This window comes from Streptomyces sp. OZ13, assembly GCF_052068155.1.
In the GTDB taxonomy this organism is placed as follows: domain Bacteria; phylum Actinomycetota; class Actinomycetes; order Streptomycetales; family Streptomycetaceae; genus Streptomyces.
The window spans coordinates 12,824-38,856 of sequence record NZ_JBQHCZ010000007.1; the positions used below are offsets into that span (position 1 = coordinate 12,824).

At 73.1% G+C, this 26,033-nt stretch carries 26 protein-coding genes, 1 pseudogene and 1 riboswitch; of the genes and pseudogenes, 22 read left to right on the forward strand and 5 right to left on the reverse strand.

Going from position 1 to position 26,033, the window contains the following annotated elements; translation table 11 throughout:
* Nucleotides 1–29: 29 nt before the first annotated feature.
* From ACTMTU_RS17970 to ACTMTU_RS17980, 3 genes and pseudogenes are all read left to right on the forward strand, one after another.
* On the forward strand, nt 30–191 hold the full coding sequence (locus ACTMTU_RS17970) for a hypothetical protein (protein ID WP_441264483.1): 162 nt from the start codon (nt 30–32) through the stop codon (nt 189–191).
* Between the two features lie 708 nt (nt 192–899).
* A pseudogene (locus tag ACTMTU_RS17975) lies at nt 900–1,256 on the forward strand (alpha/beta fold hydrolase); the annotation flags it as partial.
* A gap of 289 nt (nt 1,257–1,545) precedes the next feature.
* Nucleotides 1,546–1,686 (forward strand): hypothetical protein, encoded by a 141-nt coding sequence (locus tag ACTMTU_RS17980; RefSeq protein ID WP_441264484.1) that lies wholly within the window; start codon nt 1,546–1,548, stop codon nt 1,684–1,686.
* Nucleotides 1,687–1,766: 80 nt separating this feature from the next.
* On the opposite strand, the gene ACTMTU_RS17985 is transcribed toward ACTMTU_RS17980, so the two are convergent.
* A complete protein-coding gene (locus tag ACTMTU_RS17985) occupies nt 1,767–3,119 on the reverse strand; it encodes an MFS transporter (RefSeq protein ID WP_441264710.1) in 1,353 nt (450 codons plus the stop codon).
* An 88-nt stretch (nt 3,120–3,207) separates the two neighbouring features.
* Here ACTMTU_RS17985 and ACTMTU_RS17990 point away from each other — a divergent pair, with 88 nt between their 5' ends.
* Nucleotides 3,208–3,741, forward strand: coding sequence for an ArsR/SmtB family transcription factor (locus ACTMTU_RS17990; RefSeq protein WP_441264485.1), 534 nt, complete (start codon nt 3,208–3,210; stop codon nt 3,739–3,741).
* A gap of 229 nt (nt 3,742–3,970) precedes the next feature.
* Here ACTMTU_RS17990 and ACTMTU_RS17995 read toward each other — a convergent pair whose 3' ends face one another.
* Entirely contained in the window at nt 3,971–4,528 is a 558-nt protein-coding gene (locus ACTMTU_RS17995) for a TetR/AcrR family transcriptional regulator (protein ID WP_364594168.1), read from the reverse strand.
* Between the two features lie 94 nt (nt 4,529–4,622).
* Between ACTMTU_RS17995 and ACTMTU_RS18000 the strand changes: the two genes are divergently transcribed.
* Together ACTMTU_RS18000 and ACTMTU_RS18005 are read left to right on the forward strand one after the other, a co-directional pair.
* Nucleotides 4,623–5,237, forward strand: coding sequence for a DUF2867 domain-containing protein (locus tag ACTMTU_RS18000; RefSeq protein WP_441264486.1), 615 nt, complete (start codon nt 4,623–4,625; stop codon nt 5,235–5,237).
* A gap of 6 nt (nt 5,238–5,243) precedes the next feature.
* Complete coding sequence (locus ACTMTU_RS18005) at nt 5,244–5,699, forward strand: DUF6463 family protein (protein ID WP_441264487.1); 456 nt, start codon at nt 5,244–5,246, stop codon at nt 5,697–5,699.
* Nucleotides 5,700–5,972: 273 nt separating this feature from the next.
* Here ACTMTU_RS18005 and ACTMTU_RS18010 read toward each other — a convergent pair whose 3' ends face one another.
* Nucleotides 5,973–7,385 carry an alpha/beta fold hydrolase gene (locus ACTMTU_RS18010; RefSeq protein ID WP_441264488.1) on the reverse strand — a complete coding sequence of 471 codons (1,413 nt, stop codon included), beginning with the start codon at nt 7,383–7,385 and terminating at the stop codon, nt 5,973–5,975.
* 120 nt (nt 7,386–7,505) lie between these two features.
* Nucleotides 7,506–8,387, reverse strand: a complete 882-nt coding sequence (locus ACTMTU_RS18015) for a helix-turn-helix domain-containing protein (RefSeq protein WP_441264489.1) — start codon at nt 8,385–8,387, stop codon at nt 7,506–7,508.
* A gap of 501 nt (nt 8,388–8,888) precedes the next feature.
* On the opposite strand from ACTMTU_RS18015, the gene ACTMTU_RS18020 reads away from it, so the two are divergent.
* From ACTMTU_RS18020 to ACTMTU_RS18095, 16 genes are all read left to right on the forward strand, one after another.
* The gene (locus ACTMTU_RS18020) at nt 8,889–9,401 is read left to right on the forward strand and encodes a hypothetical protein (protein WP_441264490.1); all 513 of its coding nucleotides are present in this window, start codon (nt 8,889–8,891) and stop codon (nt 9,399–9,401) included.
* Nucleotides 9,402–9,794: 393 nt separating this feature from the next.
* Entirely contained in the window at nt 9,795–11,927 is a 2,133-nt protein-coding gene (locus tag ACTMTU_RS18025; RefSeq protein WP_441264491.1) for a hypothetical protein, read from the forward strand.
* Between the two features lie 87 nt (nt 11,928–12,014).
* On the forward strand, nt 12,015–13,571 hold the full coding sequence (gene pelF / locus ACTMTU_RS18030; RefSeq protein ID WP_441264492.1) for a GT4 family glycosyltransferase PelF: 1,557 nt from the start codon (nt 12,015–12,017) through the stop codon (nt 13,569–13,571).
* Nucleotides 13,568–14,971 (forward strand): hypothetical protein, encoded by a 1,404-nt coding sequence (locus ACTMTU_RS18035; RefSeq protein ID WP_441264493.1) that lies wholly within the window; start codon nt 13,568–13,570, stop codon nt 14,969–14,971. The genes pelF and ACTMTU_RS18035 overlap by 4 nt, the downstream gene beginning before the upstream one ends.
* Nucleotides 14,972–15,047: 76 nt before the next feature.
* Nucleotides 15,048–16,049, forward strand: coding sequence for a GDP-mannose 4,6-dehydratase (locus ACTMTU_RS18040; protein ID WP_441264494.1), 1,002 nt, complete (start codon nt 15,048–15,050; stop codon nt 16,047–16,049).
* A 33-nt stretch (nt 16,050–16,082) separates the two neighbouring features.
* Nucleotides 16,083–16,796 (forward strand): nucleotidyltransferase family protein, encoded by a 714-nt coding sequence (locus tag ACTMTU_RS18045; protein WP_441264495.1) that lies wholly within the window; start codon nt 16,083–16,085, stop codon nt 16,794–16,796.
* Between the two features lie 6 nt (nt 16,797–16,802).
* Nucleotides 16,803–17,723, forward strand: coding sequence for an NAD-dependent epimerase/dehydratase family protein (locus ACTMTU_RS18050; RefSeq protein ID WP_441264496.1), 921 nt, complete (start codon nt 16,803–16,805; stop codon nt 17,721–17,723).
* On the forward strand, nt 17,720–18,382 hold the full coding sequence (locus ACTMTU_RS18055; RefSeq protein WP_441264497.1) for a spherulation-specific family 4 protein: 663 nt from the start codon (nt 17,720–17,722) through the stop codon (nt 18,380–18,382). Before ACTMTU_RS18050 ends, ACTMTU_RS18055 begins: the two co-directional genes overlap by 4 nt.
* Nucleotides 18,379–19,194: an endo alpha-1,4 polygalactosaminidase gene (locus tag ACTMTU_RS18060; RefSeq protein WP_441264498.1), complete on the forward strand. Its 816-nt coding sequence runs from the start codon at nt 18,379–18,381 to the stop codon at nt 19,192–19,194. The genes ACTMTU_RS18055 and ACTMTU_RS18060 overlap by 4 nt, the downstream gene beginning before the upstream one ends.
* Before the next feature lie 251 nt (nt 19,195–19,445).
* Complete coding sequence (dhaK, locus tag ACTMTU_RS18065; protein WP_441264499.1) at nt 19,446–20,438, forward strand: dihydroxyacetone kinase subunit DhaK; 993 nt, start codon at nt 19,446–19,448, stop codon at nt 20,436–20,438.
* A 56-nt stretch (nt 20,439–20,494) separates the two neighbouring features.
* Nucleotides 20,495–21,121 carry a dihydroxyacetone kinase subunit DhaL gene (gene dhaL / locus ACTMTU_RS18070; RefSeq protein WP_441264500.1) on the forward strand — a complete coding sequence of 209 codons (627 nt, stop codon included), beginning with the start codon at nt 20,495–20,497 and terminating at the stop codon, nt 21,119–21,121.
* The gene (locus tag ACTMTU_RS18075; RefSeq protein ID WP_441264501.1) at nt 21,118–21,528 is read left to right on the forward strand and encodes a PTS-dependent dihydroxyacetone kinase phosphotransferase subunit DhaM; all 411 of its coding nucleotides are present in this window, start codon (nt 21,118–21,120) and stop codon (nt 21,526–21,528) included. Before dhaL ends, ACTMTU_RS18075 begins: the two co-directional genes overlap by 4 nt.
* Before the next feature lie 94 nt (nt 21,529–21,622).
* Nucleotides 21,623–21,818: riboswitch (cobalamin riboswitch) on the forward strand.
* 30 nt (nt 21,819–21,848) lie between these two features.
* The gene (locus ACTMTU_RS18080; protein WP_441264711.1) at nt 21,849–22,538 is read left to right on the forward strand and encodes an energy-coupling factor ABC transporter permease; all 690 of its coding nucleotides are present in this window, start codon (nt 21,849–21,851) and stop codon (nt 22,536–22,538) included.
* Complete coding sequence (locus tag ACTMTU_RS18085; protein WP_441264502.1) at nt 22,535–22,942, forward strand: energy-coupling factor ABC transporter substrate-binding protein; 408 nt, start codon at nt 22,535–22,537, stop codon at nt 22,940–22,942. The genes ACTMTU_RS18080 and ACTMTU_RS18085 overlap by 4 nt, the downstream gene beginning before the upstream one ends.
* A 3-nt stretch (nt 22,943–22,945) precedes the next feature.
* On the forward strand, nt 22,946–23,695 hold the full coding sequence (gene cbiQ / locus ACTMTU_RS18090; RefSeq protein WP_441264503.1) for a cobalt ECF transporter T component CbiQ: 750 nt from the start codon (nt 22,946–22,948) through the stop codon (nt 23,693–23,695).
* A complete protein-coding gene (locus tag ACTMTU_RS18095) occupies nt 23,692–24,570 on the forward strand; it encodes an energy-coupling factor ABC transporter ATP-binding protein (RefSeq protein ID WP_441264504.1) in 879 nt (292 codons plus the stop codon). Before cbiQ ends, ACTMTU_RS18095 begins: the two co-directional genes overlap by 4 nt.
* A gap of 56 nt (nt 24,571–24,626) precedes the next feature.
* Here the strand turns inward: ACTMTU_RS18095 and ACTMTU_RS18100 are convergent, their stop codons facing one another.
* A complete protein-coding gene (locus ACTMTU_RS18100) occupies nt 24,627–25,805 on the reverse strand; it encodes a Cmx/CmrA family chloramphenicol efflux MFS transporter (RefSeq protein ID WP_441264505.1) in 1,179 nt (392 codons plus the stop codon).
* Nucleotides 25,806–26,033 lie beyond the last annotated feature (228 nt).

Sequence of the window (26,033 nt, forward strand, 5' to 3'; positions counted from 1 at the left end):
GAAAGTCCGCGCTTCCTCAGGGAGGCCCCATGGTCTTGCTGGCCCTGTGCGTACCGATCGCGATGATGCTGCTCCTGCTCGGGATGGAAATGTTCGAGGACTTCCTGTCCCGTTCCTCCCCGAGCCCGTCCCCGGACCCGTCCACGATCCCCGAGAACCACGACGACGAGCCGGACAGCGGTCAGGAGTGACCACTGTCCGCGCGCGTCACCACTGCCCACCAGATCCCGGGGTCGGTGCACGAGAGGCACTTCGCCTTCGGCCTCGACGGCCGGGAGGCACGGGCGGTCAACGTCACCGGGGCGCTCAACGTCCTCGAACGGGCCGCCGCGCTACCGGAGTTGCGATGCCTGGTGCACATCAGCGGGTACCGGGTGAGCGCTGCCGGCGGCCCCACGGTGACAACGCGCCGGGGGCGTACGAGGCGTCGAAGCAGGAGGGTGATCTCGCGGTGCGCGCCCGCTCACGGGAGTTGGGCGTCCCGCTGACCGTCGTCAATCCCAGCACCGTCATCGGGCCGGGCCAGTACATCGGCCTGGCAGGTCTCGTCGGCGACCTGTGGAACGGAAGGCTCCCCGCCGTGCCCGGCGGCCCCGACACGTTCGTCCCGATCGTCACGGTCGGTCACCTCGCGCGGTTCCTGGCGGAGGTCCCCTCGTCGTCGCCGGGCGAGAGCCACTGGGTGCTCGACGACACCACTCCCCCGCTGCCCGAGCTGATCGGCACGATCGCCGACCACATGAGCGTTCGGGCGCCTCGCCGGACCGTACCCGTCGCCCTGCTGCGGCGCCTGCCGCGCGCGTTGGCGCGAGCCGATCCCGAGAACCCTCTCGTTCCTGTCGGCAGACCGCTGTCCGACCGCCTCCGCCCACGCCTTCGCGGCGAGCGCCGGCCTGAGGATGCCGCCGGCCGCCGACGCCCTGCGCGCATGGGCCGACGACCTGGTGGCCGCCCGCTTCGGGACGGCGTCGCCCTGGTCGAAGCCGTACGGCTTCCGGGACGTGGCGAGCAGCCGTACCCGGGTGACCGGGGAGCGGCGCCGACCCGGCCATGTCCTGCTGCACGGGCTGCCGTTGAACGCCGACTCCTGGGCCCCCGTCGCCGCCCGCCTGCCCGGCCCGTTGCTCGCCGCCGACCTGCCGGGCCTCGGACGCTCGGCCGCCGCGACCGGGTCGGTGGACGCGTGGCTGGAGGGCCTGATGAGCCCCGTGCGCACCCGCCCGGTGCTGGTCGCGCACTCGCCGGCCTGCGCCCCCGCGGTGCGTTTCGCCGCCGGGCATCCGGACCGCGTCAGCGGACTCGTCCTCGTCTCGCCGTCGTTCCTGCGGGCAGGGCCCGGCCCGTGGCTCGCCCGGTCGGGTCTTGCCGTGCCGATGCTGCGCCGCGTGTCCGCCGCCCGGCTGGCACGGGTACTGGGCGTCCCCGAGGGCGCGGAGGTGGCGAGCGCCGCGGCGGACCTGCGCCGCCCCGGGGTGGCCCGCCGCGTCGTCGCGGCTCTGCGCGCGGACGCTGCTGAGCCGGGTCGGCGTCCCCGTCCGGATCGTCGTGGGTTCCACCGAGCCGTCGGTCGTGGCCGCCGGCCACCCGGTGACCGGGATCGACAGTGCCGGGCACTACCCCCAACTCACCCATCCCGCCGAGCTCACCGGCCACCTCGTCGCTTCCGCCACACCGGTCGGCGGGTGACACTCGGACCGGCCGGGCCGGCGGATCCGGGCCTGCTGCCGGTCTCCGGGCGGAGACGCCCGTCGCACCCTTCCTCCTCGTCACCGGTCCACGGCGTCGGCATCACTGTCCACGGCGTCGGCTTCGCGCGGTCGGTGAGCGGCCTCGGGCTCCTCGGCGGGATCCGTACCGCGCGGGGCACGGCCGCCGACCGCGAGCAGCGCGGCCGCCGTCACGCCCAGGATGCCGGCGGCGAGGAGCTGGACCCGGTGGTCGAGGGTGGCCACAATGGCTGTGCCCGCGAGGAGGGCCAGGCCGGTCGGCGCGAAGACCAGAGTGTTCGCGGTGGCTGCGACCCGGCCGAGCAGTTCGCCCGGTGTCTCCTTCTGGACGGTGGTCAGAGCGCTGATGAGCGGCCATGGCAGGCCCAGGCCGATGAGCAGGCTGCCGACCGACACGACGGGCACCGATCCGCTGATCCGGGCCAGCACGCCGACGGAGAAGACGACGAGGCCGATCGCCGAAAGGACGCGTGCCGGCATGCGGCGCAGGAGTGCGCCGGCCGCCAGACCGCCGACGACCGATCCGAGCCCTTGGATCGAGCTGAGGACGCCTGCGAACGCGGCGGCTTGGCCCAGTCCGATATCGAGGAGCGCGAACGTGGCCGTGCTGCTGAGGCTCGACGCCGCCATGGCGCAGCCGCCCGCAACCACCAAGGGGCGGAGCGTCGGGTGCCGCCAGAGGTAGCGGATTCCCTCCGCGGAGGCGGCGGTCCAGCCCTGCCGCGACCGGGCGGCGGGCGCGGGTTCACGCGCGCGGATGAGACTGAACGCGGCTGCGCCCAGGAGGAAGGACAGGGCGTTCAGCAGGGCGACGGTGGGTCCGCCGAGTACGGTGAACAGGCCCGCACCGAGCAGGGGGCCGAGCAGGCTCGTGCTCTCGATCGCGGTCCTGGCAAGGCCGTTGAAATCCCCGCGCAGTTCGCTCGGCACGGCGGAGGCGATGAGCGCGGTCTCGGCGGCGTCCATCAGCACGGTTCCCGTGCCCACCAGGGTCAGTACGGTGAAGAGCAGCCAGACGTCCTCGGAAGAGCGCACGGCGACCGGCGCGGTCATCACGACCGCCAGCGCCAGGCTGGTCGCGATGAGGAGTGTGCGGCGGCGCATGCGGTCGGCCAGGGTGCCGATGAACGGTCCGGCCAGGGCCGGGGCCCACGCACAGAAAGTCACCAGGGCTGCGAGGCTGTTGGAGCCGGTGAGCTCCTTCACCCAGACCGCGGAGGCAAGCAGCATGGCCGAGTCGCCGAAGCCGGAGATGATCACTCCCGCCAGGTAGACACGGGCGTTGCGATTCCGCAGCACCGTGAACACGCCCCCGGCCATGCCGAGCCCCCTTGACTCCGTGCCTCGTTCAATGCCGTGCCTGGTCGCCCTGCTTCGACATCTCGTTCCGATGTCTCGGTCCGGGTTGCGCGGCAGCCTACCCCCAATCACTTGATTGGGGGTAGGGATCCGCATGCCGGCATGCGCTTTACTTGCCGGTGTGACTGATCCGGACCCCGTTCTGAGGGCGCTCGCCCATCCCCTGCGGCTGCGGATGCTCACGCTCATGTGGCCCGGGCCGATGTCCGCCGCCGAACTCGCGCGTGAGCTGGGCGTCTCGCACGCCCTGGCCAGCGGGCACCTGCGGCGCCTGGACGCCGCAGGACTGGTCGAACTGGCCGAGGAGCGCACTCGACGCGGGGGCCGTGAGCGCCGCTACCGCACCGTGCACGGATCACCGCTGTCCGACCAGCGCGAGGGGACGCAGCTGCTGGCCGCCACCCTGGCCCACACCCTCCAGGAACGCGCGGTGCGCCGGGCCCCGGAGAGCGAGGGTGTGACCGTCGATGCCGAACTGTGGGTGGAACCGGAGATCTGGGAAGCGGCAAGGCGGCAGCTCGCCGGCATCGCGGCCGAGCTCCACGACGCCGCGCGCCCGCCCCGCACGCCCGGAACGCTGCCCGTGGGCATGAGCCTGATGGCTTTTCCCTTGCAGGAGGCGCCGGGCGTCGCCCCCGACCGGCATCCGTCCTGAGCAACGCACGGGCCGACGCCGGACCGCCGCGCGCCTCGGCGGGGCGTTCGGCGGAGACGCCAGGACTGCGGAACGGTGGACGCCCGCGCCAGGAGCGGAAAGCCTGAAGCGTTCGCAACCCGGGCGGTACCGGCGCCAGACAGCCTCAGCGTTCACGGCCCGGGGCGCAGGATCCGAAAGCCTCAGGTGTTCACGGCCCGGGGGTGCAGGAGCCAACAGCCTCAGGCGTTCACGGCCCGGGGCGCAGGAGAAACTCTCCGGCCAGATGGATCGATTCGCGCCTGGTGCGTCCGGGATGGTCCGCGGCGATGAAGTGGCGGCCGATCGCGAGCGCGAAAGCCAGCGTGCAGCGCGCCTCGACCTCGTCGGGGTCCGCCACGAAGCTGCGGAACATCGAACGAAGGAACTCCATGCGGACGTTGTCGATCCGCCGCAGTCGCTCGGCGACCGACGGGTCTTGCCGGGCCCACTCGCGGACCGCGAGATCGATCCGGTGCAGGTCGTCCGAGAAGGTCAGTCGGCCGGCCCGCCGGACCCTTTCCGCGGGGTCCCCGCCTTCGGACTCGACCTGCTCGAGGACGCTGTCCGTGCAACGGCGTTCCCATTCGTCGAGCATCTCGGCGAGCAACGCGGGACGACCGTCGAAGTACCCGTAGAAGCCGCCCTTCGTCACGCCGATCTCGGCAGCCAGCGCCTCTACCCGGACAGCGTCCGGTCCGCCCCTGGCGAGGGCGTCAAGCCCCGCTTCGATCCAGCGACTTCGTGGGGTGCGGGCGACGGGGGGCACCTGCTCACCTGCTCTCGGGGGTGTCGTTTCGCGGGTTCTGTACGGTATCGTACAGATGAAATGTACGGCTGCGTACAGAACGAGAGGCCGAGGCGTGGCACGACTCGCGAAGTCCACCTTTTCCGAGCACCGGTGGCGCATCCACGAATTCACCTCCGACTTCGAGGTCGAGGACGTGTGGGCGTTCCGGACCCCCGGAGCCGGGCCCGACGACTTCCCCACGATGCTGATGGCGATGCGGACTGCCGGCAGCCTCACCGAACAGGCCTGGCCGGTGCGGTTCCTGTTCGCCGTCCGGTGGAAGCTCGGTGCGCTCCTCGGCTGGGACGACCCGGCGGCGGGCGTCGGTGCGCGGGTCGCCCCGCTCCGCGACCGCCTTCCCGGCGACCTCCGCGACGCACCCCGGGGCGAGGACAACGACAGCATGCCCCTGAAGGGGCTCTACGAGCTTCCCACGGAGTCCGCCCGTGAGCTGGCGAACAAGACCGTGCACACCGTGATGCACCTCAGCTGGGTGGAGGGGGCGGAGGGTGACCACGAGCTGCGGATGGCCGTACTCGTCAAGCCCAACGGACGGTTCGGGCGGCTCTACATGACCGCCATCGCACCCTTCCGGCATCTCATCGTCTATCCGGCGCTGGCCCGGCAGTGGGAACGGGCCTGGCGCGACCGCGACGACCTCGCGGCACAGCAAGGGGAACGGGGCTGACCGACGATGAACGCGGAGAAGCGACTGCTGCGTTGGGCGAGCGGCATCATGGTCGGGCTGGGGACGGGGCACCTGTCGCTGCTGACCCTGTTCGCCTGGGGAGACATCAACGGCTGGGCGGAGCGCGGGGTGTGGGCAGCCGTCCCGCTCGCACCGAACGAGGGGGCGGCCGACCGGACGGTGGAGTCCCTGCAGAACGAGGTCACCTTCTGGGCCGGTCCGGGAAGCTTCGCCGTGCCCCTGATTCTGCTGGGCTGCCTGACGTGGCACCTCGCGGGCCGCGGGGTGGCCGTGCCCGCCTGGGCCGGCTGGGGCCTCGCGGCATGGTGCTTCGTCGGCGGCGTCCTGCTCGTGCCGTCCCCGTACTTCGCGGGCGTCGTCTCGGGTGCGCTCGTCGTCCTCGCGGCGCGGAAGGAGGACCGCTCACGGAAGACCCACGCCCGGGAGAACGAACCGGTGTGACGCGCGCGCAGCCACGAAAGAGCGGGCCACGGCTGCGGTCCGGCGGCGGGCCGTGGGACCGGGCAGCGCAATTCGTACAAGGACCGGGGCCGGCAGCGCCGGCGCCCGGGTCTTTGAACAGATCACCGCCGCACTCAGATGAGCGTGCAGCCGCGCCGGGACTCCACCCATTCCGCCATGTGCGGCAGCCTCTCGGGCCGGTCCGTTGCTCTCACCGACGTCCTGACAGCAGGTGAAGGTGCCGAACCCGCAGTCCCGGATCGCCGACATGCCTCAGCGCAGCAGGAACTTCTCTGCCTCTTGGGCTCCCGCGTCGCTGCGGCTCTGTGTGGAGTGGCCCGCCCCCTCGACGACGACGAGTTCGGCCCTCGGGGTCACGGCGGCGAGGTCGCGTGCCCACTGCACGGGCGTCGACAGGTCCCGGTCGCCGGCCAGGAGCAGCACCGGCATGGTCAGGGTGTGGCGGGGCGCCGCATCGTTGGGGCGCGAGGCGGGCCAGGGCAGGCAGGTCCGCGGGATGCCCTGCGCGCCCGCCGTCTCCCGCTCGAAGGGCCACACCTTCGCCGGCCTGATCCGCTGGACGGCCCGCTTCAGAGCCAGTTCACGTTCCTCGACGGGAGCGGAGGCGTCGCCCCAGGGCCATCGCGAGTCGGCGCAGAGCGTCGCGGCGTGCAGTCCGGAGCTGAACTCCGAAGGGGGTTCTTCGGACGGCGCGGAGAACCCGGCGACGAGACCGTCGAGACGGGTCCGGTCGCCGGCGGCGGAGGCGTGGATGGCGTTGAGAATGCCGAACCTCGGGTTGTCGAGTTTCGGGTCGATGATGCTCGCAATGACGAGGAGGTTGAAGACGCCGGCGCCGTTGCCGTCGCGGCGGACGACCGTTGCGAGGTCGCGTGCCGGGTCGAAGCCGCACTGCTGCTCCCGGCAGGCGGTGCGCAGCACTCGCGCGGAGTGGCCGAGGGCGTCCTCGTACAGCACGCCCGCGCCGTCGAGCGGGACGACGGAGTCGAGGACGAGCTTGCGGACCCGATGCGGATGGGTGAGGGCGTACTGGCCGGCGGTGAACGTGCCGTAGGAGACTCCGTCGAGTGTCCAGGACCTGACGCCGAGGGCGCGTCGCAGGTCTTCCAGGTCGGCCACCGTGTCGGCGGTGGTGAAGAAGTTCCGCTTCGCTCCGAGGCTTTCGGCACAGGCGGTGACGGCGCCGGGCGTGGGGGCGACGGTGTCGCTGCTGCCCACCTCCTTCTGGAGTTCGGGGCAGTCGATGGCCGCGCCGCCGGTGCCGCGCTGGTCGATCATCACGAGCCGGTACTGGGCGAGTGCCTCGGGGAGCCGGTCGCGGATCCGCTGGACGTAGGGGACGCCCGGCTGGCCGGGACCGCCGGTGAGGAAGAGGAGGGTTCCCCTGGGCGCGTCGGCCTTGCCGAAGACCGCGATCCGGAGTTGCAGGGTGCCCGGCACGGTTCCGGTGCGGTCGAGCGGCACCGTCAGGTCGGCGCAGGTCACCTCGGTCTGCCCGGGGCAGGGGCGCGGGTCGGCGAGCCCCCGCGCCACTGACGGGCGCGCCGCCGCGGCGGACGGGGTGGGGGGGTACGGGCCGGGGGCGGCGCCCGGTGCGGAGCCCACGCATGCGACGGCTGTCAGGGCTGCCGCCATGGTTGTACCGGCTCTGGTCAGGAAGGTCATCGTCGCGTTCCCCCACTCGGAAGACGGGCGCCGCGTCGGGCCCCGGGGGACGGCACGGCACCGGCCGGCTTTCCGGCCGCCGCCATCCTGTGGCACGCCCTCCGCCGGGGCGTTGGACATTCATGCGCGATCCGCGAGAAGGCTCCGCAAGGCGCTGGGTACGTGGCCGGTATGGCTGCGGCACACACGGGTCAGATGGCCCTGGTCGGCGAATCCGTAAGCGTACGAGAGTGCGCGCAGGTTGCCTTCGCCCTCCTCCAGCGCGTGGAGGACACCGCGGATCCGCAGTTCGTTGCGGTAGTGCGTGAGGGTCGTGCCGGTGACGGCGCGGAAGACACGGCTGAGATGGTGCGGAGAGGCCCCTACGGTGCGGGCCAGCTCCTCCAGGGAGAGGCGGAGCCCCGGGGTGCCGGCGGCCAGGGCGGCGCAGGCGTCGCGGACCAGCCGACCGTGGGCGCGGGCGGCGGCGGGGCGGGCGGCGGTGTCCGTGTGCCAGTGCCCGGCGGAGGCGGCCACGCCGTCGAGCAGGCGGTGGATCCGGTCGGCCAGTTCGAAGTCGTCGGCCCCGCGGCGGCCGGCGGCCAGCAGGGCGCGATGGTGCACGTCGGAGGCGCCGGTGATCGTGAAGCGCCGGGAGAGCGGCGGGCCGTCGAAGCGGTCGGCGAAAAGTTCCGCGCCGACCCGGATCTCGGTGGACCGGTCGCCGGGGCCGGTCGGGTGGGCAACGCGGTGTTCGTCGCCCGGCCGGGTGAGGTAGCCGCCGCTCGCGTCCACGAAGAACTCCTCGCCGGCGATCCGGCGGAGGTAGCCGCCGGACCGTGCGAGGACCACGGTGTACGCGTCCGCGTGCCCGGGGCCGACGAATCCGGCGCGGTCCTCGCAGCACAGGATGTCCTGGACGGTGATCCCGGCGGTCGTGATCCGCCCGCACAGTGCCCCGCGCCGCTCCCGTACAACCTCGTCGCGCAGCAACTCCCGGGTTTTGCGGCCCTCTTCGCCCATGCGTTCCCCCCGTCGGGGGTCGGATCCCCCGCCGGGAGGCCGTTCACACCCGATGAACACTCGAGGCCGGCTGAAGCGCTCGCGGCACAAACGATCCCGGAGGCCCGTCGCGCCGGTCGGGGTGCGCAGGACGGCGGACGGCACCGCGGCGGACGGCACCGCGGACTGTGCAGCGCCCGCAGGAGCCGCACCACCCATCGGACGTCTCATCCGGCGGGCGGAACACGTGGACCCCTCGCCCTTGCCGAAGGCCGCACGGCAGGTATGCGCCAACACCTCCACCGCCCGCCCGTCGAGGCGCCTGGCGCGGCCGCCGCGCCGGCCGGCCCGCCGCACCGGCTCCACCGTGCACGTATGCGATCGGCGACCGTCCGGCACACTTTCGCCGCACATCCTTCACAGGAGACACACTTTCGGTCGTTCCCGGTTCCCGGGCACCGGCGCGGTGCAGACGGCGCGGCCGCCCCCTGCCTAGCCTCCCGGGCCATGCGATCACCTTTGATGAGACGTCTCGGTCTCACCACCGTCCTCGCCCTCTTCCTCGCCGTTTTCGGCCTGGCGCCCTCCGCGAGCGCCGCCGCCCCCGGCCCCGCCGAGCTGACGTTCACCACCGACACGGCCACCACCACGCCGGGCGGCACGGTGAACCTGTCGATGACGCTGACGAACAACAAGACCTACGACATCTGGTTCGTCCACCAGACCATCGACCCCACCTGGCTGACCACGCAGCGCCCCGACCTCAAGTACTCCGTCACGGGCTGCAGTCTCGCCACGGCCACCGGCAGCTCCGCCTGTTCCGGCACCGGCCCCGCGAACCTCGGCACCAACTACGGCGCCCCCGTCCCGCCGGGTCAGAGCCGGACCGTGACGCTGACGCTCCAGATCGCCGCCGACTCCGGCTGCAACGGCAACATCGGCTTCTACTCGTACTTCTACGCCGAGTTCAGCGACAGCACGAACATTAGCGGCGGCCCGGTCCACACACCCGAGACCCGAATCCTCTGCTCCTGACCTCACGCCGTGCGGGGCGGTGACCGGAAACCGGCCCACGCCCGCCCGGCAGATCGGTCTGTACCAACTGCGGTCGCGCCGGCGGGCCCCAGCGGCCCGCCGGTGCGGCGCAATCCCCTCCAACCTGGGCGGCACCCGCTGAAGCCGGACGCCGGCGGGCGTCCGCGGCGGGCCGCCGTACGCGCAACTCGCCTCGCACTGACGCCCGTTGCACACCTGCACTTTTCCGTCACGTTTCGCAGCATGACCACAAAAGCTACACAGACACCTCACGATGTGACGCGACGGATGCGTCGACGACCGGCCTCTGAGGGGGAAGCCGGCGTCGCGCAAGGGGGTGCGTCCGCTCCGCGGAGCAGTGCTCACCCCTGCCCTGGGAGGGGACAGCACCGCATGAAGCGGACCATACGCACCACTCTGCTCACGACGGGCGCGCTCGTCGCCGCCCTCGGCGTACCGACCACGGCGGCACACGCCGACGCCCAGGCTCCCCGCATCGATCTGCGGGTGCTCATCGTGAGCGACGGCGGCCCGTCCACCGACGCCATCGCGGCCGAACTGGACGCCGCGGGCACGCCGTACACGGAGATCGACCTCGCCCGGGCCGACCGACCCGTGATCGACGCCGAATACCTCGCGGACACCGTGGACGGCCGGGAGCGCGCCCGGTTCCAGGCCGTCGTCCTGCCCAACGACAACCCGTTCCCTGCGAACTCGCCGGAAATGGCCGCGCTCGTGGCCTACGAACAGACCTACGACATCCCGCAGGTCGACGCGTACACGTACGCCCGCCCCGAGGCCGGACTCCAGTACCCGGTGTACGGCGGCTACTCCGGCAGCGTCGACGGGGCGCGCGCCGAGGTGACCGACGCCGGCCGTTCCGGACCGTTCGGGTACCTCGAAGGAACGGTTCCGTTCGAGGACAACTCACCGACCGTGGGAGAGAGTTACGCGTACCTGTCGACGCCGGTCGCCGACGCCGACTTCACCCCGTACGTCGAGGCGCCGATCCCGGGAACGGCCCGGCGGGGCTCCCTCGTGGGCGAGTACCGGCACGACGGGCGGCGGGAACTCGTCGTCACCTTCGTCTACAACCGGTACCAGCAGCAGTTCCGGCTGCTGGCACGCGGCATCGTGCAGTGGATGACCGGCGGTGTGCACCTCGGCGTCTCCCGCAACTACTTCGCCGTGCACGTCGACGACGTGTTCGCCGCCGACGACCGCTGGAACTCCGCCCTCAACTGCACACCCGGCGACGTCGACTGCACGGATCCGAACGCCGCTCCCGACCCGATCCGGATGACGCCCGCGGACGTCGACCACGCCACCGCCTGGCAGCGCGAGCACGACTTCACCCTCGACCTCGCCTACAACGGCGCCGGCAGCGTCGACCACCGCGAGGACAACAACGGCGCCGACCCGCTCGCCGACAGGTTCATCGCCGAGCGGGGCGCGTTCCGCTGGATCAACCACACCTACACGCACGCTTTCCTCGGCTGTGAGCAGGACACCACGGTGGTGCCCTGGCGGTGCGCCACCGAAGCGGACGGAAGCACCAAGTGGGTCGGCAGGGACGACCTCTCCGACGAGATCGCCCACAACCGCGTCTGGGGCCGCATCGCGGGACTGCCCCTGGACGACGGTGAATTGGTCACCGGCGAGCACTCCGGGCTGCGGGTCCTGCCCCAGCAGCCAGCCGACAACCCCAACCTGGCGCCCGCCCTCGCCGACAACGGCATCACCTGGCTGGCCTCTGACAACTCCCGCGAGTCCGGCCAGCGTCAGGTCGGAGCGGCCACGACCGTCCCGCGCCACCCGATGAACATCTTCTACAACGCCGGGCGGGCGGCCGAGCAGGTCGACGAGTACAACTGGATCTACACCGGCCGCGCGCAGGGCGGCAGCGGCATCTGCGAGGACAATCCGGCCACCACCACCTGCCTGCCGGCCCCGCTCGACACCGCCACCGGCTACACGGACCACATCGTTCCCCTGGAGCGGCAGATCGCCCTCGGGCACGTCCTCGCCAACGACCCCAAGCCGCACTTCATCCACCAGTCGAACCTGGCGGAGGACCGCATCGCCTACCCGGTCCTGGACGGCGTCCTCCACACCTACGACGCTCTCTTCGCGGAGAACACCCCGGTGGTCAATCCGCGGATGAAGGACATCGGCAGCGAACTCCGGCGGCGCGCCGCCTGGCGCGCGGCCGTGCAGAGCGGACAGGTCACGGCCTACCGCGTCGGCGGCACCGTCACCGTCGAGGGCCCGGACGGGGTGGCGGTTCCCGCGACGATGCCCGAGGGCACCACGCGGGCCGGCTCCCCCTTCGGCGAGGCCTACGCGGGCGAACGCTCCGGGTGGACGTCCTCCGCTCCCGCACCGCTCACCCTCGCGCTGCCGCCGTCCGCCGCCCCGGCCACCGCCACCGACGCGGGCGCCTCCGCACCGGTCACCGGCCCCGCACCGGACACCCGCGTGCCCGAGGGCGTGGCCGAGCCGGTCTCCCCCGCCGCGGGGAGCTGACCGGCGCGACCGTCAGCGAGGCCCCGGCCGCCCACGCGCGGCCGGGGCCGGCACGACCACCCCACACCTCGGCCGTGGAGCACACCGATGCACCTTCACCACGGCGCGCGACGCTCCGCAGCCACGCGCGTCACCCTGCTCACCGAAGGCACCTATCCACACAGTCACGGCGGTGTGAGCGTCTGGTGCGACCAGCTCGTCACCGGCATGCCCGACATCGACTTCGACGTCATCGCCGTCACCGGCACCGGGCGGGAGCCGCTCGTATGGGATCTGCCGGGCCATGTCTCGGGCGTGCTCTCCGTCCCCATGTGGGGCGAGGCGCCGCCGGGCCGGCCGCCCCGCGGCCGTACCCGCCGCCGGCTCGCCGGCGCGTACGAACGGTTCCTGACCTCGCTGGTCGACCCCTGCGCCGAGGACGGCTTCGCACCCGCCCTGCACACCATGGCGCGGGCGGCGGCGGACGGCCTGCTCGGCCCGTTCCTGCGCGGCGACACGGCGATCGCGATCCTGACCGCCGTATGGACGCGCCCCGGTACGGCCGTGCGCGAGGCGGGGCCGACCCTGCACGACGCGCTCACCGCCACCTCTCTGCTCGAACACGCCCTGCGCCCGCTGGCCGCGCCGGCGCCCGAGGACGGGGTCGCACACGCCGTCAGCGGCGGCGTCGCCGTGCTGCCGGGGCTGGCCGCCCTCGAACGGCACGGAGTTCCGCTGCTGCTGACCGAGCACGGCGTCTACCTGCGCGAGCGCTACCTCGGCTATCGCACCGCCCCCTACCGCTGGCCGGTCAAGGCGGTGGTCCTGGGATTCTTCCGGCTGCTGGCGGAGGAGACCTACCGCCGGGCCGCGCTGATCACGCCGGGCAACCGCTACAACCGGCTCTGGGAGGAACGGGGCGGTGCCGACCCGGGGTCGATCCGCACCGTGTACAACGGCGTCGACCCCGCCGCCTTCCCGCCGGCCGGACCCGAGCCGGAGACCCCCACCCTCAGCTGGGCCGGACGCGTCGACCCGATCAAGGACCTGGAGACCCTCATCCGTGCGTTCGCCCTCGTCAGGGCCGATCTGCCCGGGGTGCGGCTGCGGTTGTTCGGCGGGACGCCCCGGGGCGGGGAAGGCTACCGGGAGCGCTGCGAGGCGCTGGCCGCCGAGCTGGGACACGCGGACGCCGTGACCTTCGAGGGGCGCGTCGACGACATCAAGGACGCCTACGCGGCCGGGAACGTGGTGATGCTGTCCAGCATCAGCGAGGGCTTCCCCTTCACGCTGATCGAGGCCATGTCGTGCGGGCGGGCGACCGTCTCCACCGACGTGGGCGGAGTGCGGGAGGCCGTCGGCGACACCGGTCTCGTGGTGCCGCCGCGCGATCCGGCCGCGATGGCCGCCGCCGCGCTGGAGCTGCTGGGTGACCCCGCACGCCGCCGGGCGATGGGTGAGGCGGCCCGGCTGCGGGTGATCGAGCAGTTCACCCTCCGCCGGACCATCGACACCTTCCGCTCCATCTATCAGGAGCTGTCGGCCGCGCCGGCGGCCGTGCGGCAGCCCGCCCTCCTCGCGCCCGCGCGGCCCCGGACCGCCGCCCCTGCCCCGCCGGACCCGCGGCCCTCGGCCGGCACGGAGACACGGAGTGTGGCGCTGTGAGCGGACCGATGGCTCTGGAGCCGGGCGGCGCGGAGCAGGACACGCTGGCGCTGCGGCTCGCCGGATCCGGCCCGCTCTTCGGCCGGGGCGACGACAGCACGCTCACCCTGCGGCTGCCCGAACAGGGCCCCGACGAGGAGGCGGTCAACCGGCTCGCCGCCGACCTCGCCGACCGCATCGGCCCGGCCGTCCACCCGTACGAGGTGGCCGCGCTGCTGGAGGCCGAAGGGCTGTCCGCCGAGGTGCTCCGGCACCGGTACGGGCATGAGAATGTCTTCTCGCTCGCCTCCGCGCTGTACGAAAGGGTGCCCCGCACCTTTCCCGAACCACCCGCCACTGCCGACCCCTGGCGGCCGGACACGGTGCGATGCCTGCTGCGGGGCGTGCTGTTCGCGCTGCCGTCCCTGGCGTACCTGCTCACCGCTCCCCTGTGGCGCGTCGACCGGCACGCCCCCGTCCTGATCGTGGCGGCTGTCGCCTCCTGGGCGTGGGGGCAGGCGCTGGGCCACCGGGCGCACCTGCGGCTGGTGACGGGACGCCGGGAGGCGGCGCGCACCCTGCTGGCCGGTTCCGTGCTGGGCGCGGCGGTGGCGACGGGCCTCGCCGCGCTGCCCGCCGGCGGCGGTCCGGTGACCGCGGTGGCCGCCGCCCAGTCGCTGTATCTGGCCGCTGCGGGCGTGCTGCTCGTCCTGGGCCGGGAGCGGCTGCTGCTGGCGGCGCTCGGTCCGCTGATCGCCGGCGCCGCGGTGCTGCCGTGGTGGGAGCCCGGCCCCCTGCTGCGCACGGGCCTGCCCCTGCTGGCGGTGCTGGCCACGCTCGCCGCCTGCGCACGGGTCCTGTGGGACGGCCTGGCCGCCCCGGCCGCCTCCGACGGTCCGCGGCCGAGCCTGAACTCCTCGCTTCCCTACGGCCTGTTCGGGCTGGCCGCGGCGGTGCTCGTCGTGCTGGAGGGCCGGCGGCACCCGTACGCGGTGATCGCTCTGACGCTGAGCATGGGCCCGGCGGAGTGGCTGCTGTACCGCTACCGGGGCTGGTCCGTCGCTGCCCTGCGGGCCAGCGCGACGCCCGGGGCGTTCCGGCTGCGCTCGGCCGCCGTGCTGGGCCTGTGCCTGACCGGCTACCTCCTGCTGTTGCTGCCGGCGGCGCTGCTCACCGGCTCCGACCCGGCCGCGCTGCTGCTCCTCGCGGCGGCCCTGTGGACCGCTCTGCTCCTCCAGGCGTTCGGTGTCGCCTGGCCGCCGGCCGTGCTCTGCCTGCCGGCCGCGGGCGGCGCCGGGGCGGTCACCTGGCTGGACCTGCCGCCGGGCCCGGCCGTGCTGCCCCTGGGGTGCGGCGTGGCCGCGGTCTGTCTCGCGGCCTGCGCGATCCGACTTCTCGGCAGACCCTCGCCGCACGCCTGACCACCGCTCACCGCACGATGCCTCCCGCTCACCCGAAGACAGTCATCCAGCCCAACCGGACGAAAGGACCCATGCGTTGACCTCCGCACCGCTCGCCGCCGTCACCGGGGCCGAAGGATTCATCGGCTCGCACCTCACGGAGGCGCTCGTCGCCTCCGGCCACCGCGTCAGAGCCATGGCCCAGTACAACTCGTTCTCCTCCTACGGATGGCTGGAGACCCTGCCGGCCGACGTCCTCGACCACGTGGAGATCGTCCTCGGCGACGTACGCGACCCCGGCTCGGTGCGCGGCCTGCTCGACGGCGCGGACTGCGCGTACCATCTCGCCGCGCTCATCGCGATCCCGTACTCCTACCAGGCCCCGCACAGTTACGTGGACACCAACGTCACCGGCACGCTCAACGTGCTGGAGGCGGTGCGCGCGCTGGGGACGCCGCGTCTGGTGCACACCTCGACCAGCGAGACGTACGGCACCGCGCAGACCGTGCCGATCACCGAGGACCATCCCGTCAACACCCAGTCCCCGTACGCCGCTTCGAAGGCGGGCGGGGACCGGCTGGCCGACAGTTACCACGCCAGTTTCGGCACGCCCGTGGTCACACTGCGGCCCTTCAACACGTTCGGGCCGCGCCAGTCGATGCGGGCGGTGATCCCCACCGTCATCGGGCAGGTGGCGGCCGGGCAGCGCACCATCACCCTCGGCGACCTGCGCCCCACCCGGGACTTCACCTTCGTCGAGGACACGGCGCGGGCGTTCCTCGCGGTGGGCACCGCACCGGCGGAGCAGGTCGTGGGCCGTACCCTCAACGCCGGGACCGGCGGGGAGATCTCCGTGGGCGACCTGGTCGCGCTGATCGGCAAGGTGATGGACGTCCCGCTCGACGTGCGTGAGGACCCCGAGCGCCTGCGGCCCGCCGGCTCCGAGGTGATGCGGCTCGTCGCGGACGCGACCCGGCTGACGGCGGCGACGGGCTGGCAGCCCCGCCACACGCTGGAGGAAGGCATCGCCCGGACCGTGGAGTGGTTCGGCGATCCGGCCAACCTGGCCCGCTACAAGACCGGCATCTACAACATCTGACCCGACCGGCTCCCACTCGCAGGAGGTACTCCCATGCACGTAGTGATCCTGGCCGGAGGAAAGGGCGTCCGGCTGCGGCCGTACACCACGGCGCTTCCCAAACCGCTCGTCCCCATCGGCGACCAGCACACCATCCTGGAGATCGTGCTGCGCCAGCTGTCCACGGCCGGCTTCACCCACTGCACGATCGCGATCGGCCATCTGGGCGAGATCATCCGCGCCTACGTGGGCGACGGTTCGCAGTGGGGCATGAGCATCGACTACGCCACCGAGGAGAGCCCGCTGGGCACCATGGGCCCGCTGCTCACGCTCCGCGACCGTCTGCCGGAGAACTTCCTGGTCATGAACGGCGACGTGCTCACCGACCTCTGCTACGCCGAGGTGCTGCGCCGGCACGAGACGTCGGGCGCGCCCCTGACCATCGCCACCTACGCCCGCAAGGTGCACATCGACTTCGGTGTGCTGACCACGGACGCGAGCCGGGTCGTCGCCTTCACGGAGAAGCCCAGCATCGACTACCGGGTGTCCATGGGGGTCTACGGCGTCTCCCGGGCGACCCTCGACGGCTACACACCCGGTCTGCCGCTGGGCTTCGACGAACTGGTGCTGGACCTGCTCGCCACCGGACGGCCGCCGCACGCCTACGAGTTCGACGGCTACTGGCTGGACATCGGCCGCCCCGACGACTACGACCGTGCCAACGCGGAGTTCACCAGCCGCAAGTCGCTTCTGCTCAAGGGAGCCTGAGCACACATGCGCATCCTCGTTCTCGGCGCGACCGGATACCTGGGCGGCCACGTCGCCGAGCGGCTGCGCGCCCTGCCGGGCACCCGGGTGCTCGTCGGCGGCCGCTCTCCCGCCGCCGACGTCACCGTCGACCTCGCGTCGGACAGCCCGCGGCAGCTTGCGCGGGCGCTGGCGTCGGCGGGGCCCGACGCCGTCGTCAACTGCGCGGGCGAGACCGGCGCCGACGCCGTCACCCTCGCCGAGGTGAACGCCCGCGGCCCCGCCGTGCTGTGCGCGGCGCTGCTGGAGGCCGCTCCCGCGGCCCGCCTGGTGCATCTGGGATCGGCCGCCGAGTACGGCCCCGGCACGCCCGGCCGGCGGGTGGCGGAGTCGGCGGCGACCCGCCCGGCCGGCCCGTACGGTGCGACGAAGCTGGCGGGCACGATGGCGGTGGGCGCGTCGGGCCTGGACGCGGTGGTGCTGAGGGTGGGGAACCCGGTGGGTCCGGGAGCGCCGCGGACCGGGCTGCCCGGCCGGGTCACCGCCCTGCTCGCGGACGCCGGGCGCGATCCGGACGCGACCTTGCGGCTCGGTGACCTGTCCGCCCACCGCGACTTCGTGGACGTACGCGACGTGGCCCGGGCGGCGGAGCTCGCGGCCACCACGCCGGGACCGCTGCCGCCGGTCCTCAACATCGGCGGCGGCGAGGCGGTCCCGGTACGCGAGCTGGTGCGGACGCTGGCCGGCGTGGCCGGCTTCGGGGGGCGGATCGTGGAGGAGGGCGGCGCGGGCGGGTCCGCGCGGTCCCCGCGGGTGTCGTGGCAGTGCTCGGACATCACCGCCGCCGGCGATGCCCTCGGCTGGCGGCCGTCGTATGCCCTCGACGCGTCGCTGGCGGCGCTGTGGGCGGCCGGTTCCCGCAGCGAGGAGAGGGCTTCGGCGCGGTGAGCCTGCTGATTCCCCTGTACGTCCATCCGGCCGAGGACCCGGCCGCGTGGCACCGCCTCATCACCCGGGCCGCCCGCACCTGGGCCGTCGTGCTCAACCCCGCCAGCGGGCCCGGCCACGTTCCGGATCCGGCGTTCGCCGCCGCGGCCGACGCGCTGCGCACGGCGGGGGCCCGGCTGCTCGGCTACGTCGACACCGACTACGGCGCACGCGACCCGGCCCATGTCGCGGCCGATGTCCGCAGACACCAGGAGTGGTACGCCATCGACGGCTGCTTCCTGGACCAGGTGACCGCCGGGCCGCACGGGCTGCCGGCGTGCCGTCGGCTGGTGCGGTCCGTCCGCCGCCTCGGCGCGTCGACCGTCGTCCTCAACCCGGGCGTGCATCCCGCTCCCGGCTACGCGCGGCTCGCCGACCTGACCGTCACCTTCGAGGGCCACTGGTCCACGTACGTGTCGGCGTTCAACCGCCCCTCGTGGACCGCGCGGCAGCCGCCCGAACGGCTGTGCCACCTCGTCTACGGGGTGCCCGAACTGCTCGTGCCGCTCGCCGTGCGCACCGCACGCGAGCGGGGGGCGGCCGTGTGCGGTCCCGTGACGGGAGAACCGCCCAACCCCTGGTCCCGGCTGACGCCCGCGCTGACCGCGACGGACCGATGAGGCGGCTCCCGCCGGTCCTCGTCGTCGCTGTGGCCGTCATGGCCGCGCTGGCCGCCGTGGCCGCGCTGGCGGCATGCTCCGGCGGCCACGACGGCGCGGCCACGCGAGCCGGCCGCCCGTGGCAGCCGCGCCCCGGACTGGCCTGGCAGTGGCAGCTCGACGGCAGGGTCGACCCGTCGGTCGACGTGCCCGTCTACGACATCGACGGCTTCGAGAACACCGCCTCGGACGTCGCCCGTCTGCACCGGGACGGCCGTAAGGTGATCTGCTACGTCAACGTGGGAGCCTGGGAGGACTTCCGCCCCGACCGGCACGCCTTCCCGCGCGAGGTGCTGGGCAGGCCCAACGGCTGGCACGGCGAGCGCTGGCTGGACATCCGCCAGGTATCGACGCTGCGGCCCGTCATGGAGCGCCGGTTCGACATGTGCCGGGACAAGGGCTTCGACGCCGTGGAACCGGATCTGGTCGAGGGCTACGGCAACGACACCGGTTTCCCGCTCACGGCGCACGACCAGCTCCGGTACAACCGCATGATCGCGGACATCGCGCACGAGCGGGGTCTGGCCGTGGGCCTCAAGAACGACCTGGCGCAGATTCCGCACCTGCTGGACGACTTCGACTTCGCGGTCAACGAGGAGTGCGCACAGTACGGCGAATGCGCGCTGCTCGAACCTTTCATCGCGGCGGGCAAGGCCGTCTTCCACGTGGAGTACGCGGAGCGCACGGCCGATTTCTGCCCGGCGGCCCGGGGGCTGCGGCTGTCGTCGATGCTCAAGAAGCCGGAACTGGGCACCTGGCGCGAGCCCTGCTGACCGGGCGGATCCGGCGCACAGGACCGGACGCGGCCCGGTGCCGTCGCCCGGCCCGGCGTCCCCGGTCGCGGTGGCCGCCGGCAGTTCGGCCGTGCCACCGCACGGCGGCGGAGCGCGCGGCACACTCGGAATGTTGCCTGACGTGACCTTCGCAGCGGCAAGGTCGATACTGCCCCTGCAGGGCTCCCTCCGATACGCAGACGCCCAGCGCAGGCAACCACCACCCCTGCCGAGCTTCCCAGGAGATACCCATGAGGATGCTGATCAACGTTCCCGAGACCGTGGTCGCGGACGCCCTCCGCGGGATGGCGGCGGCCCACCCCGATCTGGCCGTGGACGTGGACAACCGGGTCATCGTGCGGCGTGACGCGCCCGTCTCGGGGAAGGTGGCGCTCGTCTCCGGCGGCGGCTCGGGGCACGAGCCGCTGCACGGCGGTTTCGTCGGGCACGGGATGCTCGACGGCGCCTGCCCCGGGGAAGTGTTCACCAGCCCGGTGCCAGACCAGATGGCGCGGGCCGCCGCCGCCGTCGACAGCGGCGAGGGCGTGCTGTTCATCGTGAAGAACTACACCGGTGACGTGCTGAACTTCGACATGGCGGCCGAGCTCGCCGAGGACGAGGGGGTGCGGCTGGGGAAGGTTCTCGTCAACGACGACGTCGCGGTGACCGACAGCCTGTACACCGCCGGACGGCGCGGCACCGGGGCGACCCTGTTCGTGGAGAAGATCGCCGGGGCCGCCGCGGAGGAGCGGGCACCGCTGGAGCGCGTCGAGGCGATCGGCCGGCAGGTGAACGACTCCTCCCGCACCTTCGGCGTGGCGCTCAGCGCGTGCAGCACGCCGTCGAAGGGCGGCCCCACCTTCGATCTTCCCCCCGGCGAACTGGAGTTGGGCATCGGCATCCATGGCGAGCCGGGGCGGGAGCGGCGCCCGATGATGACGTCGCGGGAGATCGCCGACTTCGCCGTCGACGCCGTGCTGGAGGACCTGCGGCCCTCCGGCCCGGTGATCGCCCTGGTCAACGGGATGGGCGCGACGCCGCTGCTGGAACTGTACGGGTTCAACGCCGAGGTCCAGCGCGTGCTGGCGGAGCGGGACGTGGCGGTGGCCCGTACCCTCGTCGGCAACTATGTGACCTCTCTCGACATGGCCGGCGCTTCGGTGACGCTCTGCCAGGTGGACGAGGAGCTGCTCAGGCTGTGGGACGCGCCGGTGCAGACTCCGGCGCTGCGATGGGGACGCTGAGAGCGCTGGAGCCTCGAGATCACACCGTTCGAACCGACCGATCCCAGGGAGTGCTTGTGCTCGACGCCGAATTCTTCCGCCGTTGGCTGGCCGCGGTCGCCGTCTCGGTGGACCGGGAGGCGGACCGACTGACCGAGCTGGACTCGGCGATCGGCGACGCGGACCACGGCAGCAACCTCAAACGGGGGTTCACGGCCGTCGCAGCGGTGCTGGAGAAGGAGCCCCCGGCGACGCCGGGCGCCGTGCTGATGCTCGCCGGACGGCAGCTGGTGTCGACGGTCGGCGGGGCGTCGGGCCCGCTGTACGGGACGCTGCTGCGGCGCACCGGCAAAGCGCTGGGGGACGACGCCGCGGTGACACCTGGGCAGCTCGCCGAAGCACTGCGGGCCGGCGTCGCCGCGGTGGCCCAGCTCGGCGGGGCGAAGGCCGGTGACAAGACGATGCTGGACGCCCTCGAACCGGCGGTGGCGGCGCTCGGCGACAGCACGGAGTCGTTCGCGGCGGCCCGCGAGGCGGCGGAGCAGGGGGCGTCGGACACCGTGCCGTTGCAGGCCCGCAAGGGCAGGGCGAGCTATCTCGGTGAACGGAGCATCGGCCACCAGGACCCGGGCGCCACGTCGTCGGCGCTGCTGCTGGCGGCGCTCGCCGAGACGGCGGACCCGGCGGAGGGGGCGGCCGGATGAGCGACGGCAAGCAGGTCGGCATCGTGCTGGTCTCGCACAGCAGGGAGGTCGCCACCGCGGTCGCCGAACTGGCAAAAGGGCTCGCGGGCGGCGGCGGTACGGCCCCGGTCGCCGCGGCGGGCGGCACGCCCGACGGTGGCCTCGGCACCAGCTCCGAACTGATCACGGCCGCGGCGGAGCAGGTCGACGGCGGCGCGGGCGTCGCCGTCCTCGTCGACCTGGGCAGCGCCGTCCTGACGGTCAAGGCGCTGCTCGCCGAAGGTGACGAACTTCCCGCCGGTACCCGCCTGGTGGACGCCCCGTTCGTGGAGGGCGCGGTCGCGGCGGTGGTGACGGCCTCCGCCGGCGCCGGCCTGGACGCGGTGGAGGCCGCGGCGTCGGAGGCGTACGGCTACCGCAAGCAGTGACGGACGGGCGGCGCGGCGGCGGATGTGGCGAACGGCTCACCCCGCCGCCCGCCGGTGCGCCCGTGCGCGGCTTGTGATGTCGCTGGTCGGCGCATTACTGTCACGGGGCCTTGGTGTTCGGGAAACCGGTGCGGTACCGGTGCGGCCCTCGCCACTGTGATCGGGAAGTCCGGCTCCACCCCCTCACGGGGAGCCACTGGGACACCGCGTGTACGCGCGGTGCCCGGGAAGGCGGAGTCCGGGCGGCATGACCCGTCAGCCAGGAGACCGGCCAGGGTGCGTTGTCCATCCACGAGGTGCTGGAGAGGGTCTCCCACATCATGCATATAGCCGAGGGGTATCTGCCCCCGCTGCACGCGGTCGCCTGGGGCGCCGCGTCCGCCCCGTTCGTCGTCCACGGCGTACGCGCCCTGAACCGCGAGGTCAAGTCCCATCCGGAGTCGACGTTGCTGCTCGGCGCGTCCGGGGCGTTCACGTTCGTCCTTTCGGCGCTGAAGATCCCGTCGGTGACGGGTAGCTGCTCGCACCCGACCGGCACGGGCCTCGGGGCCATTCTGTTCCGACCGCCGATCATGGCGGTGCTCGGCACCATCACCCTGCTGTTCCAGGCCCTGTTGCTGGCCCACGGCGGGCTCACCACGCTGGGCGCCAACGTCTTCTCCATGGCGGTCGTCGGGCCGTGGGCGGGGTACGGGGTGTACCGGCTGCTGCGCCGCTTCGACGTGCCGCTGATGGTGAGCGTGTTCTTGGGCGCGTTCGTCGCCGACCTGTCCACGTACTGCGTCACCAGTGTGCAGTTGGCGCTGGCCTTCCCCGACCCGGGCAGTGGCATCCCCGGCGCTCTGGCGAAGTTCGGCGGCATCTTCGCCGTCACGCAGCTTCCGCTGGCGGTGAGCGAGGGACTGCTCACCGTGCTGGTGATGCGGCTGCTCAGCCGGTCCAGCAAGGGTGAACTGACCAGGCTCGGTGTGCTGGTCACGGGTGCGAAGAAGGAGGCGTCGGCCCGATGAGCCGTAACGCGAGGATCAACACCCTGCTGCTGCTGGCCGTCGCGGCGCTGGCCGTGCTGCCGCTCGTCCTGGGGCTCGGAGACCACAAGGAGGAGCCGTTCACCGGGGCCGACGGCGAGGCGGAGGCGGCGATCACGGAACTCGAGCCGGACTACGAGCCGTGGTTCACCCCGCTGTACGAACCGCCGTCCGGCGAGATCGAGTCGGCGCTGTTCTCCCTCCAGGCGGCGCTCGGCGCGGGCGTCCTGGCGTACTACTTCGGGCTGCGCAAGGGCCGTCGGCAGGGCGAGGAGCGGGCGGCGGCCGAGCGGGCCGCCAGCAGGACGCCGGACGGCGCGGCAACCGCCCCCTCCGTCCCCGGGTCGCGGAGCGAGGGCCCGGACACCACGACGACGGCGCCCTAGCGGATGCTGCCGATCGACGCGGCGGCGCACAGCAGTCGCTGGCGCCGCCGCCACCCCTGTGAAAAAGCCGTCCTCGGTCTCGGTCTGACCGTCACGGCCGTCTGTCTGCCGCCCTGGCCGGGTGCCGTCCTCGTCGCCGCCGCGACGGTTGTGATCCTGCTCGGACCGGCCGGTGTGGCACCGCGCCAGCTGTGGCGGGCGTTCCGCGTCCCGCTCGGGTTCTGTGTCACCGGAGCCGTACCGCTGTTGTTCGCGGTGGGCGGTCCGGACGGCATGGTGGCCTTCGCGCCCGGCGGGCCCGGGGACGCGGCGCGGCTGCTGCTGCGCACCTCCGCCGCGTCGCTGGGTGTGCTGCTGTTCGCGTTCACGACACCCGTGTCGGACGTGCTCCCGCGGCTGGTGCGCGCCGGCGTGCCGCCGGCCGTGGTGGACGTGGCGCTCGTGATGTACCGGATCAGCTTCCTGCTGCTGGACGCCGTCTCCCACATCCGCCAGGCGCAGGCCGCCCGTCTCGGCCATGCCAGCAGGGCGGCCGCCTGGCGGTCGCTGGCCGGCCTCGGCGCGACCGCCTTCGTGCGCGCCTTCGACCGGGCAGGCAGGCTGCAGGCCGGGCTCGCGGGCCGCGGATACGACGGCACGCTGCGGGTGCTGGTACCGCGGGCGGCGGTCTCGCGACCGTTCCTCGCCATGGTCGCCGCGCTGCTGTCCGGGATCGTCGCCCTCACTCTCGTGCTCGAAAGGTGTCTGCCGTGAACCACTCCCCCGCGGGACCGGCCGTCGTGGAGCTCGTCGACGCGGGTTACGCGTACGAGGACGGGCCCGCCGTGCTCAGCGGCGTCGATCTCGGTCTCCCGGAGGGCCGTTCCACGGCGCTGCTGGGTCGCAACGGCAGCGGCAAGACGACCCTGCTGCGGCTGCTGAGCGGCGGGTTGCGGCCCGCGACGGGCCGACTGCGCCTGCACGGCGAGCCGGTGACCTACGACCGGGCCGGTCTGACCCGGCTCCGTACGACGGTGCAGCTGGTGGTGCAGGACCCGGACGACCAGCTCTTCGCGGCGTCGGTCGAGCAGGACGTGTCATTCGGCCCGATGAACCTCGGCCTCGCCGAGGACGAGGTACGGGCCCGGGTGGACGAGGCACTGGCCGCGATGGACATCGTGGCGCTGCGGGACCGGCCCACGCATCTCCTCTCGTACGGCCAGCGCAAACGGGCCGCGATCGCGGGCGCCGTGGCGATGCGGCCGAGGGTGCTCATCCTGGACGAACCGACCGCCGGACTCGACCCGCACGGCCAGGAGCGGCTGCTCGATGTCCTCGGCCGGCTGCGCACCTCCGGGACGACGGTCGTGATGGCGACGCACGACGTCGACCTGGCGCTGCGCTGGGCCGACGACGCGGCCGTGCTCTCGCCGGACGGCCTGCGTACCGGTCCGGTCGGTGAACTCCTCTCCGATCAGGCCCTGTTGGACTCGGCACGGCTGCGCAGACCGTGGGGCACGGCGGTCGCGGAGGTGCTCCGCGCCCATGGGCTGCTGGGCCCCTCCGACGAGGGGCCCAGTACGCCCGAGGCCCTGGCGGCGTGGACCCGGGGGGTCACGACGCCGGGGCACGACGGGGCGCAGGTCTGATCCGGGCGTGATGCGGAAGTCCGGAAGCTGCCACGCGCCGACACTCACAGCGGGTGTCAGCGGAGCACCTCGCTGCCGCGGCCGGCTGCGATCGCACCACGCAGGGGGATCGCGACCAGTAGCGCGACCAGGACGAGGAGTCCGCTCGCCCACAGCGGCCCGAGGTCCCCGGCCGGGGTGCCGAGGGTGGTCGCGGCGACGACGGGACCGGTGGCAGCACCGACGTTGAGTGCGGCGGTCGCGTAGGAGCCGGCCATGGTGGGGGCTCCCGCGGCCTCGTACAGGACCCGCGTGATCAGCGTGCTGCCCAGCGCGAACGACAGCGCGCCCTGGACGAACACGAGGGTGAGCAGAGCGACCGGCCTGTCGGCCAGCACGGCCAGGGCCGGCCAGCCGATGAGGAGCAACGGACCGCCGATCGCGACGACCCGGCCGGGATGCCGGTCGGACAGCCGTCCGGCGACGGTGACCCCGGCGAACGCGCCGGCGCCGAAGAGCATCAGGGCGACGGAGATCCACAGCTTGCCCAGCCCGGCGGTGTCGGTGACGACGGGGGCGAGGAAGGTGAAGCTCGCGAAGGTCGCCGCGTTGACCAGCGCGCCGAGCAGCATGACCAGGAGCAGCCGGGGGCGGTTGAGCTGTGCGAGCTCCGATCGCAGGGCCGGCCCGTGGGCCGCGCCCTCACGCAGACGGCGCGCCGGGATCCTCATGAGGACGCCGATGGCCGGCGGGAGGCACAGAGCGGCGACGGCCCAGAAAGCGGCCCGCCAGCCGAGCAGTGTGCCGAGTACCGCTCCGCCCGGGACGCCGGCGATGGTGGCCACCGTGGTGCCCGACAGCAGCACCGCGAGTGCGCGTCCCTTCTTGTCGGGAGAGACCAGCGTGGCCGCAGTCGTCAGGGCCACGGCGAGGAAGCCGGCGTTCGCGAGCGCCGCGACCAACCGGGTCGCGAACAGGACCGGGAAGCTCGAGGTGGCGGCGCCCACGGCGTGGGCCGCGGAGAACACGAGGACGAACCCGAGCAGGCCGGACCGCGCGGGCCGGTTGCGGGCGAGTCCGGCCATGAGCGGTGCGCCGACGGTCATTCCGATCGCGAAGGCGGTGGTGAGCATGCCTGCTGTCCCGACGGTGACGCCGAGGTCCGAGGCGATGTCCGGCAGGAGGCCGGCGAGCATGAACTCCGAGGTGCCCATGGCGAAGGCGGCCATGGCGAGCAGGTACAACGGGAAAGGCATCGAGAGGCTCCGAGGTGAGGAGAAGCACGACAAGGTCGTCTCGTCACCGCGGTCGGCACCCGAGGGCGCACTCGTCCGGCCGCGGAACGCGGCGGGACGGCGGAACTACAGGCTCAGTGGCTCAGGGGGCTGACGGCGTGACCGAAAGCCCCCACCTCGGCCGACTCAGGGCTCGACATGACCCGCACGGTACCCGACCGACGCCTGTCGAGGCACCTCGGTTTCACA

What these genes read in the sequence shown, in the direction of transcription:
- ACTMTU_RS18010 (WP_441264488.1), bottom strand. Translation starts at nt 7,385, where the DNA reads ATGACCTTCCTGACCAGAGCCGGTACAACCATGGCGGCAGCCCTGACA.
- ACTMTU_RS18020 (WP_441264490.1), top strand. Translation starts at nt 8,889, where the DNA reads ATGAGACGTCTCGGTCTCACCACCGTCCTCGCCCTCTTCCTCGCCGTT.
- ACTMTU_RS18025 (WP_441264491.1), top strand. Translation starts at nt 9,795, where the DNA reads ATGAAGCGGACCATACGCACCACTCTGCTCACGACGGGCGCGCTCGTC.
- ACTMTU_RS18015 (WP_441264489.1), bottom strand. Translation starts at nt 8,387, where the DNA reads ATGGGCGAAGAGGGCCGCAAAACCCGGGAGTTGCTGCGCGACGAGGTT.
- ACTMTU_RS18005 (WP_441264487.1), top strand. Translation starts at nt 5,244, where the DNA reads ATGAACGCGGAGAAGCGACTGCTGCGTTGGGCGAGCGGCATCATGGTC.
- ACTMTU_RS18045 (WP_441264495.1), top strand. Translation starts at nt 16,083, where the DNA reads ATGCACGTAGTGATCCTGGCCGGAGGAAAGGGCGTCCGGCTGCGGCCG.
- ACTMTU_RS18100 (WP_441264505.1), bottom strand. Translation starts at nt 25,805, where the DNA reads ATGCCTTTCCCGTTGTACCTGCTCGCCATGGCCGCCTTCGCCATGGGC.
- pelF (WP_441264492.1), top strand. Translation starts at nt 12,015, where the DNA reads ATGCACCTTCACCACGGCGCGCGACGCTCCGCAGCCACGCGCGTCACC.
- ACTMTU_RS18050 (WP_441264496.1), top strand. Translation starts at nt 16,803, where the DNA reads ATGCGCATCCTCGTTCTCGGCGCGACCGGATACCTGGGCGGCCACGTC.
- ACTMTU_RS17970 (WP_441264483.1), top strand. Translation starts at nt 30, where the DNA reads ATGGTCTTGCTGGCCCTGTGCGTACCGATCGCGATGATGCTGCTCCTG.
- ACTMTU_RS18075 (WP_441264501.1), top strand. Translation starts at nt 21,118, where the DNA reads ATGAGCGACGGCAAGCAGGTCGGCATCGTGCTGGTCTCGCACAGCAGG.
- cbiQ (WP_441264503.1), top strand. Translation starts at nt 22,946, where the DNA reads ATGCTGCCGATCGACGCGGCGGCGCACAGCAGTCGCTGGCGCCGCCGC.
- ACTMTU_RS18085 (WP_441264502.1), top strand. Translation starts at nt 22,535, where the DNA reads ATGAGCCGTAACGCGAGGATCAACACCCTGCTGCTGCTGGCCGTCGCG.
- ACTMTU_RS18080 (WP_441264711.1), top strand. Translation starts at nt 21,849, where the DNA reads ATGCATATAGCCGAGGGGTATCTGCCCCCGCTGCACGCGGTCGCCTGG.
- ACTMTU_RS18060 (WP_441264498.1), top strand. Translation starts at nt 18,379, where the DNA reads ATGAGGCGGCTCCCGCCGGTCCTCGTCGTCGCTGTGGCCGTCATGGCC.
- dhaK (WP_441264499.1), top strand. Translation starts at nt 19,446, where the DNA reads ATGAGGATGCTGATCAACGTTCCCGAGACCGTGGTCGCGGACGCCCTC.